Genomic DNA, 13,523 nt, shown 5'->3' with positions numbered 1-13,523 from the left:
TTTTTTGATGTCTTTATTCGACTTAATCTTGATGTTCATCTGGCGGAACTTCGGTAATGCGTCCACCACGTGCAAGAAACGCAGCCACTTCATCTTCTAAAGCCTGACGTTGTTTCTGCTTTGCAGTCACCGTTAACGTTTCTGCTTCGGCAAGATCGGCATCATTGGCACTCGACTCTTCGCTATCTGCACCAGTTTCTGCGGCTTTCGCCTCTTCGTCGTCTACAGCAGAATCTTCTGTGTTTTCGTCGTAATCATTCATTTCCGTCATATTAATCTCCCCACAATGACTAAATTTCTCATCATCGCTATTTGGTCATCAGAACTTGGTGAAATTTAGCAAGCTCTCGTCAATTCGCAAAGTACAATCTTGATTAAATCGTATTTTTTACGACCAAATTCACTCTGATTTATAAATGATTGTTTAAAAAATATCTACTATTTTTTAGCACGCATATTGTGTGTGTTTCAACGCACCTAATCCGTTCGCCTGCTGCATAAAACGATCTTTGAACCAGTCGAACTGTTCCACCTGTTTAAGACCAAAATTTCGCGCCCAAACAAACGGGAATAGCTCTGAACTTTCCAGCCAGCCAATCGCAGACATGCTATGCATCATCGCATCATTCTGGCCTTTACGCTGGTGCTCGTAACGCAGCAAGGTTTGCTCATTGGCCCATGCACCACGTTTTAAATCATGTAGTAAGACATCACAAAGTACGGCGGCATCCAGACAACCGATATTCACGCCTTGTCCTGCTAGAGGATGGATCACATGTGCTGCATCACCAATCAACGCCAGCCCCGATTTAATATAACGTTGCGCTGCGCGTGCTTTCAGTGGGAATTGTGCTCTGGAACGCACTTCAACCACCTCACCCAGCATCTGTAAACTTTCCTGCGTCAGCAATTGCATAAATTCCTGATCAGTAAGCGCTGAATATTCATCGGCATAATCATCGGGCAATGTCCAGACAATCGACTGCCAGTAACCATTTTCCTGCGCATCCAGACTGGCCATCGGTAAATAAGCCAATGGGCCTGTCGGCAAGAAAATCTGGCGAGCAACATATTGATTCGATTGTGTGGTTTTAATCGCACAACTGATGGCAGCCTGTTTGTAATCCAAGACATCTAAATCGATATAGGCTTGATCACGGACAAAAGAATTCGCACCATCTGCACCAATGAGCAACTTCGTTTTTAATGTTGTACCATCCGCCAGTTGAATCGACCAGCCTTGTGGAATCTGTTCAATCCGAATCACCTTGACTTGAGTACGGTAATCTTTAAGTTGCTGCAACATTTTCTGTTGAATGGCAACATTCAAGACACTCGGTTCGACCATTGAACCTAAGGCTTGATCTGACTGGGGTGGCTGCTCAGAAGCATGTCCAAAATTGATTTCGCCATAGCCATTTTTATTCCAGACCTGCATGCCTGAATAAGGCATTTGGCGCGCTAAATCATTCCAGACATCAACCGTTTTGAGTAAGTGAATCGTCGCCTGACTGAGTGCCAATACACGAGGATTCATGACTGCCAGTGTTTTGTCTTGATCAAGTACAGGCGCAGCATCCAGCACTGTAGCTTGTACCCCACCTTGGGCCAACAATAAAGCGGTTAAACCACCAACCAGACCACCACCAACAATGACAACATCTAACATTTCACTCATGCTTTTAGTCCCATCGCATAATTGGCAACCAGAGGCTTAACGCCCGGAATCACATCAAATGCAATCAGTCCCGTATTGCGTAATAATTTAAGAATTGGATTCTGATTACTAAAACCACGCACCACCGAATCACAGAACTTGATCACACGTTGCTGATCCTTTAAACGGGATTGCTCATAGGCCAATAAATTTTCAGGCGCACCAATATCATCTGACTTCGCCAATTGTTCCATCAGGAAACGAACCAGCACATCCGCATCACGCAAGCACAGGTTAAAACCTTGTCCTGCAACAGGATGAATCGTATGTGCTGCATTACCCATGAGCACCACACGCCCAACGGCCTGCTTATGCGCCAACACTTGTGCCAATGGATAGCTAAAACGCTTACCCGTTTTTTCAAATTTTCCAGCACGATCACCATAAGTTTCCTGTAAAGCATCAAGGAAGTGCTGGTCGTTTTCTTCACCTAACCATTCTGCTTCAGTGCCCTTCTTCACAGGCCATACCACCGAGCGACGATATTCACCTGGTAAAGGTAAAAGTGCCAATGGCCCTAATGCGCTAAAACGCTCAAAACCAACGTGCTGGTGCGGTTTAGATGTTTGTACGGTAGTCACAATCGCCACTTGGTCATAATCATGCTCATCCACACCTACGCCAATCGCTTGTCGGCAGAAAGAATTACGACCATCGGCAGCAATCACCAACTTGGATTTTAAAGAATGGATATATTCACCATTACGCATCGCTTCGATGTGTACCTCACCCTCATTTTGCGTGAGTGAAGTCACTTGTACGCCATCAATCAACTCAATCAACGGCTGCTGACGAACCTGTGTCAGCAATACACGGCCTAACCATGCGTTCTCAATGACCTGCCCAAAGCTTTCTACTTTTTCTTGTTCAGCGACGAGGCGAGCCTTACCGAAACTCCCCTGCTCAGTAATATGCACTTGCAGAATTGGAGTCGCATATTGCTGTAATGCATCCCACAGACCTAACTTTTGATAAATCTGTACACTACGACGTGACAATGCGGTATTACGCGCATCAAAACTGGAATGATAAGGGGCAACATTTTCGTCATCGTAATTCGGATATTTCACAGCTTCTAATAGCTTTACTGCGATATTAGATTTTGCCAACATTAAAGCAAGGCTGAGTCCAACCATACCTCCACCGACAATGATGACTTGTTGCTGCATAATATTATTCCTTATCAGTTTTTCATGACTTGATGTTTCGGGACCTATCTTACTCTAACTCAAATCAGGAAGGGAATTTGTACTTTGTTTGGTCTATGTTTTTAAAATAGATTTTAGACATCAAAGATTGAAATTAAGATGAGAGACTACCTCACGTTTATATGTTTAAAATTATAGAATCCACTAGCTTTAAAGGTAGCTAAATCTTTTATCATCACTATTTTATTACTCAATCATAGTAAGCAAATGGGCTATATAAAACACAACTAGATTTCATCGCTAATTCAAATTCAATACAATTTGGAAACCAGTCGAGATGATCTGGCCAAGTAGTATGGATATACTCACCCCAAGAGGAAACTTCTATTTCATTAATGGGTTGAAGTATTTCTTCAGGATAAAGCCCATCACTATTAAGTTTTTTTAGAGCTAGTTTTATTGCATTTATATAATTATCAGAAGCAACATAACAGCTTACATATGCCCCTCCAATATCTAAAGACATAATCGAAATATCCATTCTTTTAACATGAAAAGGAATTATGTAGACTTTAATCACGGACATTAATCTCGCCCCATCTTTATTATGATGAGGCATTAAAAGATTTAAATAAGTTACAAGAAATAGCTAGATGAAGATTTAAAGACTAGCCATCAAGCTTTCAATCTCTTCAACAGTTTTCACGACATTCTTGGTGAGAACCAATGGGCCATTTTCAGTCACAACAATATCGTCCTCGATACGAATCCCGATACCACGCCATTTTGCATCGACCGTTTCATCATCAGGTGCCACATATAAACCTGGCTCAACGGTGACCACCATACCAGCTTCATAAACACGCCAGTCTTCGCCATTTTTATAGGTACCGACATCATGCACATCCATACCAAGCCAATGCCCTGTACCATGCATAAAGAATTGACGGAATGCTTCGCTTTCAACCAGCTCATCCACATTACCACTCATTAAACCAAGATCAACCAGACCTTGAGTTAAAATCTTCACAGCCACTTCATGCGGATATTTATAAGGATTGCCGATACGAGTTGCATCAATCGCAGCCAACTGAGCATCAAGAACCACGTTATATAACGCTTTTTGTTCAGGGCTGAATTTACCATTTACAGGGAATGTACGGGTAATGTCCGATGCATAGAACTCATATTCACATGCCGCATCAATCAGCACTAAATCACCATCTTTTAACGGCTGGTTATTTTCAACATAGTGCAAGATACAGGCATTTTCACCGCCGCCAACAATACTGTTATACGCTGGCACGCAGCCATTTTTACCAAAGATATAATTAAGTTCCGCTTCAAGCGCGTATTCCATCATCTCAGGTTTAACCATTTGCATGGCACGGGTATGCGCTTCAGCACTGATATTCGATGCAATCTGCATCAGCTCAATTTCTTGTGCCGATTTTTTCAAACGCATTTCATCAACAATACGATCAAGCTGAACAACTTCTGCTGGCGCAGTACCCCCACGATGTGCATCCGTCTTCTGAATCCACTGGCTGACACGCGCATCAAACTCAGCATTCTGCCCAATACGATAGTAAAGACGTTGTTTATTCAATAATTTGTCGATGATTTCTTCATCAAGTAGATCAATTGCATAAGCTTCATCTGCATCATAAATTTCAATCGCACCATCAATACCGGCACGATAGCCATTCCAGATTTCCATTTCACGATTACGTTCGCGGCAGAATAAGCTATAGCTATATTCCTCACCTTCTTCAAAGGTTTCGATCACGGCAACCGCTTCTGGCTCTGCAAATCCAGTCAGATAATAAAAACTACTGTCTGCACGATATTTATAATCCGCATCGCGGTTACGATACATTTCTGCCCGCGTTGCAATAATTGCAATGCTATTGCTGCCTATCTGTTGAGCGAGAAGATCACGACGTAGTTTAAAATCGGCCTGACTTAATTTCATATTGTCCTTCTAATGAAGATGAATAATTGTAAGTATCTTTATTTATAAAAGTTTAAGGCACCGCCCGAGTTAACTCGGACGATGTGGGGTAAACATTTCTACCACGGTTTGCGGATCGGAAGGGTTGTCTGAATTTCTGCTTTTAGCATGAAAATTTTGTAACAAAGAACTTTCAGCAACAGGGATTTTGGTACGGCCAATCGACAGGCTCAACGGAATCAAGCGTACAAATTCATACAATTCCTGATAACTTTCTTCGCCTTCTTCATCATTGTCCGAGTCTTCAAACTCAACCGCTGCAACATCTTGTAAATGTTCAATCAGCTCTTGCTCCTCGCCACGAATATGACCTGAAGCCAAACCAAAACCAAGTACAACCCCTGCACACCAGTCAGCCAATGCCTGAACACGATCAACCAGCAAATGATTGTCATCTGGGAGCATTGGTAAATAGTCTAATTCATCATCAGATAAAGCATGCGCCACATCTTCTGCTTCATCTGTCAAACTTTCCAGTGCTTCTGGCTGTAAAGCAGGTACATTAAGGGTGTTTAAGATTTGTGACCATTCATCTGCGGTTGGCGCTTGTGTCACACAAACTATACCAGTGAGTAAACCATGTAACTCACTTGGACTTGAAATTTCTTCAATACCATCAAAATGGGCATTCCATTCCGTCCAACCTGAAATATCGTCTTGCATTCGTTTATCCAATCTCTATACTGCTGTATATATTACCTTTGATTGCAACTCTGTGCGACCTTCGTTATGTTAGAACAATTACAGCGTCTACAAGCGCATATTGGTGTTTTAAAAACACGCCTACATCACTTTGAGCGAGAAAATACATCGCTCACTGAAGCTAAACAATTAGCTGAAACTGACCATCATGCACAAGTTGTGCAGAAAAATAGCATCATCACGCAAAAGCAGGAAGAAGTTGATAACTTAACTGAACAACTGACTCAGTTACAAGATCAATTTAAACAACTGAATCAAGATGCAACAACTTTAGCGGAACGTTATAGCCGTCTAGAGAAAAGCACCACTGATTTAAAAAACCGCTTTCAGGAAATCTTGGCTGAGCGTAATGACTTGCGTGTGAACAAAGAAAAATTACAAGCACAGCAGCGTCATAGCCAACAAGAAATTCAGGATTTACAACAGGATCGTGATCGTTTGTTGCAAAAAAATGAACTTGCAAAATCTAAAGTGGAAGCCATTATCCAGCGTCTTTCTATTTTAGGTACGGCCCAAGATCAACATGCACAAGAAATTCAGCAACTCGCCCATCCAAATGCTGAAACACACGAGGAGACCTGATCATGAGTGAATCAATCGTTGTCGAACTTCGCTTAATTGAACAGACTTTTCGTTTAAACACGACTGAAGATAAACGTGAAGAGCTAGAACGCGCCGCTGAATTATTAAATCAGAAGTTTCATGATATGCGTCGTAATGCACCGCGTGTAGAACACAACAAACTTGTGATTATGGTAGCGCTACAAATGGCACAGGAAGTGTTTAGCCTGAATAAGTCTTTACAGGAATATGCACACTGCGAACATCTACTCCAAACCATTTTGGAAGATGTCGAACAAATTGTTGAGTAAAATTGCACAAAGCCCCATCAATTAGTAAGTATCTTTACAGATAACTGCCTTGCAAGGATTGTCATCGTGTAAAGATCAGTTATACTAAAACTGTCTCTAGGGTGTTCGCCAGTACGTCTATTCCCCTGCCGATACTTAAATTTATGGATGTGTTCTGTGTATTTTGAGTGTATGCCTGCCTCGAGTAGGAAACCCGTTAAGTACGCGTCACCTCCACCTTGAACTCATCGGGTTCAGGGTAACGACCATGCAGCGGCACCTCTGGAGCATTATTTTAAGTATTCAATGACTTATGTTCATATAAAAACGATAATCTGGATTAAACCCCAACTCTCTTTTGGCTTTTTCATTCAAATATAATTGTTCATCTTCAACAATTTGATAAATCCCCTCGCCCTTTTCAATCGCTAAATAAGCAGCATATGCAGCGGCATCGACGTGGACTTTACATAGCTGAGCAGCACTACATCCTGTCGCACTCCCATACAGTTTTGCATATCTCAGAATCACACTGTTCAATCCATAGCCAAGAACCTGTTCCTCCAATGCGTAAATACTCTCAGCATTCAACTTCAATACAGGATTGACTGAATCTAGGTCTAATTCTGTTTGTTCATCATAGTAAGGCTGATCTGGCACATAAGCAAAAGCGATGCTTTGGGCAATTAACTTACAGGACTTGTTTGTTAAAGCCTGAATAAGATTGTAAGTTCCCACTTTTCTAATTTTTGCATTTCTAATGCGCGCTTGTTCCATTAAATCTAGCTGTAAACCATAAGGTAAATCTGTGAGTTGATGAATCACCACATCTGGCGCAACTTCACTTATTATTTCTTTAATCCTTTCCGCATCAAAAATATCTGCAATCCTCGGATGAACACCGATTGCTTGAAGAAACTTTGCCTTGTCAGCTGAGCGAGTCAAACCATAAACATTAAAGCCCTTTTGCTTGAGAATAAGACAAAGTTTATAGCCGATTGCACCTGTTGCCCCAGCAACAAAGACAATTGGTCGATCAGAATAATTATTTTTCATTTAAAAAGTTGCTTAATCGATGAGCTGATAAAATAATGCCGATATTTTCGACACTATTCTATACGCGCATCACTTTAATTAAGCTTAATCACTCATCTTTCAAAGCACATTCATAATTGCTCGGCTCTTGTGAACAACGCACTTGCTTCAACAACTTCATCATATCCTTGTCGTAAAAGCCTTCTTTGGTCATTTGAATCCGCGCTTCACGCATCAAGCGTACATAGCCAGGCTTATCACTTTCATTCAGTTTTAACCAAAACTTGTCAGGGATATTAGCCTCAATTTTATCGACAAATTCAAAGGCTGGATTCAGCTGTTTGGAAATCACTTCACGTGCAATAGAGCCCATCCCTGCTGGAAATTTATTACGATGCATAATCAGGGTGCCTGTGACCTGTATCACAGGGAATTTAATGATGCCCCCAACGGCTTTACCTGATTTATCAGTCATGCCTTTTTGTAGTTCCAATGGCTCAAATAAAATCGCTGGCCCAGCCATAATATCGACTTCTTTATTATTAAACTTTCCACCTACCGTCACCAGATCCACCGATACAGGTTGTGCTCCGACATTCTGCACCAGTTTCTTTTGCGTTTCATCGAACTGGAATACCGCTACTTTCTTACCAGCAGCTTTTGCCAAAGTATTAATATTACGATCAGTCACCATGATATAAGCCGCACCCAACGGCACGATACCAACAACCTCATAATCTTTATTCACCATCTTTTCATCGAATTTTGGATTAGCCAAAACCTGAATCACAGAACTGAGCTGCTTATAGGTTTGTAATGCACCAATCGCATCGATACTACCTACAAATTTATTAAACTGTTTGGCACGGAGGTTACTGATTCCTGCCCCATCACAGCGCTTGCTACGGAAATCTTCCGTAAGCACCGCTTCGTTGGTATAGACCTTCAGATTAACCAGAGTCGAGGCTTCTTTTTTTAATTTGGGATAATCAAAATCCAGCTTGAATTGCAAATGCGAAGGTCGGGTCACATTCATATTGACACCAAACTGCTTCGCGACACGAACCATACGAGGGATTTCAGTGATATAACTAGTGGCCTGTTCAAAAGCCTCGCTATGTTCACCATTGGGTGAAAACACACATAAAGTGACTTGCTTGGGAATCTGCTGCCATGTTTTTGGATCATTCAACAGTTGTTTAATCTTATTCTGCGAATGTGTCGACAGTCTTAAATCCAGCTTTCCTTCTGGCGCTGCATAAGTGGTATTCATCAGCAATATCGAGCTTGCCAGAACGCAGTGAGTCAAAAAGGATTTTGTGAATTTGATAAATTTATTATTGTGCATAGACCGATCCATTTTTAGCTATTTCCCAACAGTTTTATTCAAGTTAAGGAGAAAAGATAAAAATAGAATTGACTGTATTTGGTCGGTGCGTGTCAATTGAGTCAAAATAAACAAGCCACCCCATTTTAGCCATAAAAGATGCTGAGCTGCTAAAGGATGTGGTGTTAGAAAAGGCGTAATACGTTTATCGGATATTTTTATTGGAAGGCCGAATTAACTGAAATATGCCGAATAAGCTGCTTTCTATGACATGGAAACGAGCAGCTTATCCAAGGTATTTCAGATTAAATAAATGACCAAACCACATTTTCATCCTGAGGTTTCAATAAAAAGCTGGTCTGAGCATCATCTTCTACCACGATATGCTGGTTAGAAATCATTTTGACCTTGAGAAGCGTATCATTCTCATAGACTAAATCACGTTTACCTTCTTTTTTTAAGACAAGCATTTGATCCAGAACAATTAGATTTTTTGATTCAAACATCGTTTTCTCTCTAAAAAGTCATCGCAATGTGAAGTATTTTCTAAAGTCGCTAAACTTCTATCCCCGCAAATGGTCAATTTAAGCAGACCATTTCTGCTAAAAAATACTTATTTAATGGTTGAGATACATATAATTGACATCTAAAGCTGTTATCTCACGCGCTGCATTCTAGATCATTTATTAAGCAAAATTACACATTTTGTCTAACAGTTCACAAAAAATTAGATTTTCGTAAAAATTCATACGAAATATTTTTTTACTTCATGCATCGGTTTAACTGCATTTTAGATTTCTCATTTCATAAAGACATAAAAAATGGCCACTTTAAAGCAGCCATTTTTTAAGATGAACTGGTTTACCAGCTTACGTTAACGCGTCGGTTTGGTGCCAAACAACCAACAAGTTTAGAGTTGGCTTTATTACCCGCACATTGCTGATATAAATCAGTCTGGCTATTTGCCTGAATCTGAATACGGTTTGCATCAACACCTTCATTTACCAGCAACTTCGCGACTGTATTGGCACGTTGTGCTGATAATTGATGGTTATAAGCAAATTTACCTAATGGATCCGCAAAGCCAGCGACAAGGATTGGGCCTGTTGCATTGCTTTGTTTAATACGTTGTGCAATTGCTGATACTGAAGCCGAACCTTGTTCAATTGCATTGGCATTGAAACGGTCAAAGGCAAAGAATACGCTGCCAGAACGTGCAGTATTTACGTTTGCATCGTTAGGCACCTGATTATTTGCACCCCAAGCCATTAAGCCTTCACATGCTTCGCCCTTCCATGACAATCGTTCTGACAAATATTTTTTGTCAAAATCGATGCGAAGTTGGCAACGTAAATAGTCTTGGCTATTCGGCTGGCGAATATCTAAAACGTAGTTCCAGGTCTTAACAAAGAATACGCCTTCGCTAAATTGAGGATTTCCCAATAAATGACGAATCTGGTCTTTGGTTAAACCTGTATCTAAACGGGCAACATCGTCATATTCATAACGTTTTACCTGTTTTAAATAACTCTTTTCAACCGCAGGAAACTTGATTTCTTCTTGCTGAACTGGAGTTGTATCTTCATCTGCATAAGTCGCTACTGAGAAACCAGCAAGAGCTGCTACTGCTAAGCATTGAATCGTTTTTTTCATTTCATTACTCTCTTCATTTGTTGAGTAAGGAGAGCATGCGCTCTCCCCGCCAGTTTCTTAGTTGATTACACCGCTGATACCGATACGTACGCTTGGATCACCTTGAGATGCTGCTGCAACACCACCGGTAATTGACCAGCGACCATTATCAGAAGTTTTACGCAAAGTTACGCCGACCGCGTTTTCACCACCATGGTAAGCAGCACCCGCAGCATAGGTATATTTACCTGCAACAAATGGAGCCGCTTCTAATGCCATCGCAGCTGCAACACCAGCATTGGCTTTTTTCTCTACGCTATCAATACGTTGGTTGGTATCGTAGAACGCTTGTTGTAACTGATCACCAAGATTAGTAATACGGTTACCCAATTCCTGATTTGACTGGTTCAATGTACCAATCGCATCATGAATCGTGTCTTTGCCTGTACCACCAATATTATTGGTTTTGATCGTACCGTCTGGATTGACTGTCGTGTTACCGCCAATGCTGTTCTTGATGCTGTCAGAAATATTATGGATCTGACCACCATTCACTGCATCTTTAGAACCTTTTGCAATCGTTCCATCTGCGACACCTTTAACAACGCGGTCACCATCTTTACCAGCCATATTGACGCTCTTACCACCAGTATCTTTACCAACAGTAATTTCGCCATTTGACTCCTGTTGCTGAACAAGACCAGACTTACCATTGTTAATGTTGTTGATATTGTTCTGGATGTTCTGAATATCATTTGTGTTCTTGTCAACATTCTGTTTGACATCCCACAACTGACCACCATTCACCGCATCTTTAGAATCTTTCTCAACCTTACCATCAGCAACATTCTTCAAGTTAGTGCCCTTATCACCACCACCTAAAGTCACTGAGTTCTTATCAACATTGCCATCTTTGTCTTTGTCATATTGAACCGCGTTATCTGAAAGATTACCGATGTCTTTACCGATCTGATCTTTCAATTTATTCAACTGGTCAACATTGACTGCATCTTTACCATTCACGCCATCAGCAACGTTAGTAATTGTTTTATTACCCGCGTTGATGCCATCTTTAGTAATGCTTGGGCCGTTTTTAATGACCAAGCCGTTGTTGTTCAATACAGTATCGCCAGTGGTAATGCTGTCGAACTTCGCATCTTTCAACAATTCAATCTTGATGCCATCTTCTGTGGTACGTGTGATCACGTTCTCACCGCTGGTCTTGTCTTCTGCTGTTTCTGCATCCGCACCACCGATGATGTTTAACTTGTCACCCAACTTACGGTGTACATCTTTACCTGCGTTACCAGCAAAGTTCAGACCTTTATTGGTCAGGTCATTTACACCATTAGTGACTTTGTCATCAACTGACTTGATCGCATCATTGATGTTGTTCTTGCCTGTACCACCAATGTTGTTGGTTGTAATGCTACCGTCTGGATTAACAGTCGTATTACCACCGATGCTGTTCTTGATGCTGTCAGAGATATTCTTCACCTGACCGCCATTCACTGCATCTTTAGATCCATTGGCAATTGAACCATCAGCAACGTTAGTAATGACTTTATTACCCGCATTGATGCCATCTTTAGTGATGCTTGGGCCATCTTTAATGGTTAAGCCATTGTTGTTTAATACGCTATCGCCAGTCGTAACGCTGTCTAAAGTTAAGTCTTTCTTAGTCGAAACTTTGTAGTTTGTACTACCATCTTTATTGGTGGTTTCTTTAACTACAATGTTATCGCCTTCAGTAACTGTCGTCTTCGCTTTAGTTGCAGCGTCTTTTACATGGCTAATCGCATCATTAACATTATCTTTACCAGTACCACCAATATTAGTGATTGCTCCACCATTATTGATCGAATTGTCACCTGTGATAACTTTATGAAGTTGGTCAAGATTGACTGCATCTTTACCATTTACAGCATCAGCAACGTTGGTAATCGTTTTATTACCTGCATTGATGCCATCTTTAATGATGCTTGGGCCATCTTTAATGACCAAGCCATTGTTATTTAATACACTGTCACCAGTGGTGATGCTGTCGAACTTCGCATCTTTCAACAATTCAATCTTGATGCCATCTTCTGTGGTACGTGTGATCACGTTCTCACCGCTGGTCTTGTCTTCTGCTGTTGCAGCATCCGCTCCACCGATGATGTTTAACTTGTCACCTAACTTACGGTGTACATCTTTACCTGCATTACCAGCAAAATTTAGACCTTTATTAGTCAGGTCATTCACACCATTAGTCACTTTGTCATCAACTGACTTGATCGCATCATTGATATTGTTTTTGCCTGTACCACCAATGTTGTTGGTTGTAATGCTACCGTCTGGATTAACCGTTGTATTACCACCGATGCTGTTCTTGATGCTGTCAGAGATATTCTTCACCTGACCGCCATTCACTGCATCTTTAGATCCATTGGCAATTGAACCATCAGCAACGTTAGTAATGACTTTATTACCCGCATTGATGCCATCTTTAGTGATGCTTGGGCCATCTTTGATGGTTAAGCCATTGTTGTTTAATACGCTGTCGCCAGTCGTGATGCTGTCGAACTTCGCATCTTTCAACAATTCAATCTTGATACCATCTTCTGTGGTACGTGTGATCACGTTCTCACCGCTGGTCTTGTCTTCCGCTGTTGCAGCATCAGCTCCACCGACGATGTTTAACTTGTCACCCAACTTACGATGAACATCTGCACCTGTATTACCAGCAAAGTTTAAGCCTTTGTTTTCCAACTCGGTCTTGGTGTTGTTGATCGTGTTGTTTAACTCAGTCTTGGTATCAGTAATCTGATTGGTTAACTGATCTTTAGTATTGGTGATCTGGTTACCCAAGTCTTTCTTCGCGTCGTCTAACTTGTTGTTGGTATCTGTGATCTTGCCGTCTAAACCATCTTTAACATTGGTTAACTGGTCAACATTGACTGCATCTTTACCATTTACGCCATCAGCAACGTTGGTAATTGTTTTATTACCCGCATTGATGCCATCTTTAGTGATGCTTGGGCCATCTTTAATGGTTAAGCCGTTGTTGTTTAATACGCTGTCGCCAGTGGTAATGCTGTCGAACTTCGCATCTTTC

At 41.2% G+C, this 13,523-nt stretch carries 13 protein-coding genes and 1 other RNA gene; 3 read left to right on the top strand and 11 right to left on the bottom strand.

Going from position 1 to position 13,523, the window contains the following annotated elements:
- Positions 1-22 precede the first annotated feature (22 nt).
- The 6 genes from IEV36_RS09030 to IEV36_RS09005 all read right to left on the bottom strand — a co-directional run bounded on the left by IEV36_RS09030 (position 23) and on the right by IEV36_RS09005 (position 5,542).
- Entirely contained in the window at positions 23-271 is a 249-nt protein-coding gene (locus tag IEV36_RS09030) for a hypothetical protein (RefSeq protein ID WP_005258891.1), read from the bottom strand.
- Positions 272-445: 174 nt separating this feature from the next.
- The gene (locus IEV36_RS09025) at positions 446-1,678 is read right to left on the bottom strand and encodes an FAD-dependent monooxygenase (protein WP_005258893.1); all 1,233 of its coding nucleotides are present in this window, start codon (positions 1,676-1,678) and stop codon (positions 446-448) included.
- The gene (gene ubiH / locus IEV36_RS09020; RefSeq protein WP_005258895.1) at positions 1,675-2,886 is read right to left on the bottom strand and encodes a 2-octaprenyl-6-methoxyphenyl hydroxylase; all 1,212 of its coding nucleotides are present in this window, start codon (positions 2,884-2,886) and stop codon (positions 1,675-1,677) included. The genes IEV36_RS09025 and ubiH overlap by 4 nt, the downstream gene beginning before the upstream one ends.
- Positions 2,887-3,115: 229 nt before the next feature.
- A complete protein-coding gene (locus IEV36_RS09015) occupies positions 3,116-3,391 on the bottom strand; it encodes a hypothetical protein (RefSeq protein WP_005258897.1) in 276 nt (91 codons plus the stop codon).
- Positions 3,392-3,526: 135 nt separating this feature from the next.
- Positions 3,527-4,840 carry an aminopeptidase P N-terminal domain-containing protein gene (locus IEV36_RS09010; protein WP_005258898.1) on the bottom strand — a complete coding sequence of 438 codons (1,314 nt, stop codon included), beginning with the start codon at positions 4,838-4,840 and terminating at the stop codon, positions 3,527-3,529.
- A gap of 69 nt (positions 4,841-4,909) precedes the next feature.
- The gene (locus IEV36_RS09005; protein WP_005258899.1) at positions 4,910-5,542 is read right to left on the bottom strand and encodes a UPF0149 family protein; all 633 of its coding nucleotides are present in this window, start codon (positions 5,540-5,542) and stop codon (positions 4,910-4,912) included.
- A 66-nt stretch (positions 5,543-5,608) separates the two neighbouring features.
- On the opposite strand from IEV36_RS09005, the gene IEV36_RS09000 reads away from it, so the two are divergent.
- The 3 genes from IEV36_RS09000 to ssrS all read left to right on the top strand — a co-directional run bounded on the left by IEV36_RS09000 (position 5,609) and on the right by ssrS (position 6,725).
- Positions 5,609-6,163 carry a hypothetical protein gene (locus IEV36_RS09000; RefSeq protein WP_004773773.1) on the top strand — a complete coding sequence of 185 codons (555 nt, stop codon included), beginning with the start codon at positions 5,609-5,611 and terminating at the stop codon, positions 6,161-6,163.
- 2 nt (positions 6,164-6,165) lie between these two features.
- A complete protein-coding gene (locus tag IEV36_RS08995; RefSeq protein ID WP_005258901.1) occupies positions 6,166-6,453 on the top strand; it encodes a cell division protein ZapA in 288 nt (95 codons plus the stop codon).
- A 90-nt stretch (positions 6,454-6,543) separates the two neighbouring features.
- Positions 6,544-6,725, top strand: a non-coding RNA gene (gene ssrS / locus IEV36_RS08990) — 6S RNA.
- Between the two features lie 10 nt (positions 6,726-6,735).
- Here the strand turns inward: ssrS and IEV36_RS08985 are convergent.
- From IEV36_RS08985 to IEV36_RS08965, 5 genes are all read right to left on the bottom strand, one after another.
- Complete coding sequence (locus IEV36_RS08985) at positions 6,736-7,488, bottom strand: NAD-dependent epimerase/dehydratase family protein (RefSeq protein ID WP_005258903.1); 753 nt, start codon at positions 7,486-7,488, stop codon at positions 6,736-6,738.
- Positions 7,489-7,576: 88 nt separating this feature from the next.
- Positions 7,577-8,815, bottom strand: coding sequence for a putative solute-binding protein (locus tag IEV36_RS08980; protein ID WP_005258905.1), 1,239 nt, complete (start codon positions 8,813-8,815; stop codon positions 7,577-7,579).
- A gap of 284 nt (positions 8,816-9,099) precedes the next feature.
- Positions 9,100-9,300: a hypothetical protein gene (locus tag IEV36_RS08975; protein WP_004773777.1), complete on the bottom strand. Its 201-nt coding sequence runs from the start codon at positions 9,298-9,300 to the stop codon at positions 9,100-9,102.
- Between the two features lie 355 nt (positions 9,301-9,655).
- Complete coding sequence (gene tpgA, locus IEV36_RS08970; RefSeq protein WP_005258906.1) at positions 9,656-10,447, bottom strand: trimeric autotransporter adhesin/peptidogylcan-associated protein TpgA; 792 nt, start codon at positions 10,445-10,447, stop codon at positions 9,656-9,658.
- Positions 10,448-10,504: 57 nt separating this feature from the next.
- Positions 10,505-13,523 (bottom strand): YadA-like family protein (locus tag IEV36_RS08965; protein ID WP_227591683.1); only part of this gene is annotated, 3,019 nt, incomplete at its 5' end.

Origin of the sequence: Acinetobacter vivianii (genome assembly GCF_014635885.1) — a bacterium.
Classification (GTDB): domain Bacteria; phylum Pseudomonadota; class Gammaproteobacteria; order Pseudomonadales; family Moraxellaceae; genus Acinetobacter; species Acinetobacter vivianii.
This window is presented reverse-complemented; position numbering and strand designations above follow the sequence as displayed.

What these genes read in the sequence shown, in the direction of transcription:
- IEV36_RS09030 (WP_005258891.1), bottom strand. Translation starts at nt 271, where the DNA reads ATGACGGAAATGAATGATTACGACGAAAACACAGAAGATTCTGCTGTA.
- IEV36_RS09025 (WP_005258893.1), bottom strand. Translation starts at nt 1,678, where the DNA reads ATGAGTGAAATGTTAGATGTTGTCATTGTTGGTGGTGGTCTGGTTGGT.
- ubiH (WP_005258895.1), bottom strand. Translation starts at nt 2,886, where the DNA reads ATGCAGCAACAAGTCATCATTGTCGGTGGAGGTATGGTTGGACTCAGC.
- IEV36_RS09015 (WP_005258897.1), bottom strand. Translation starts at nt 3,391, where the DNA reads ATGTCTTTAGATATTGGAGGGGCATATGTAAGCTGTTATGTTGCTTCT.
- IEV36_RS09010 (WP_005258898.1), bottom strand. Translation starts at nt 4,840, where the DNA reads ATGAAATTAAGTCAGGCCGATTTTAAACTACGTCGTGATCTTCTCGCT.
- IEV36_RS09005 (WP_005258899.1), bottom strand. Translation starts at nt 5,542, where the DNA reads ATGCAAGACGATATTTCAGGTTGGACGGAATGGAATGCCCATTTTGAT.
- IEV36_RS09000 (WP_004773773.1), top strand. Translation starts at nt 5,609, where the DNA reads ATGTTAGAACAATTACAGCGTCTACAAGCGCATATTGGTGTTTTAAAA.
- IEV36_RS08995 (WP_005258901.1), top strand. Translation starts at nt 6,166, where the DNA reads ATGAGTGAATCAATCGTTGTCGAACTTCGCTTAATTGAACAGACTTTT.
- IEV36_RS08985 (WP_005258903.1), bottom strand. Translation starts at nt 7,488, where the DNA reads ATGAAAAATAATTATTCTGATCGACCAATTGTCTTTGTTGCTGGGGCA.
- IEV36_RS08980 (WP_005258905.1), bottom strand. Translation starts at nt 8,815, where the DNA reads ATGCACAATAATAAATTTATCAAATTCACAAAATCCTTTTTGACTCAC.
- IEV36_RS08975 (WP_004773777.1), bottom strand. Translation starts at nt 9,300, where the DNA reads ATGTTTGAATCAAAAAATCTAATTGTTCTGGATCAAATGCTTGTCTTA.
- tpgA (WP_005258906.1), bottom strand. Translation starts at nt 10,447, where the DNA reads ATGAAAAAAACGATTCAATGCTTAGCAGTAGCAGCTCTTGCTGGTTTC.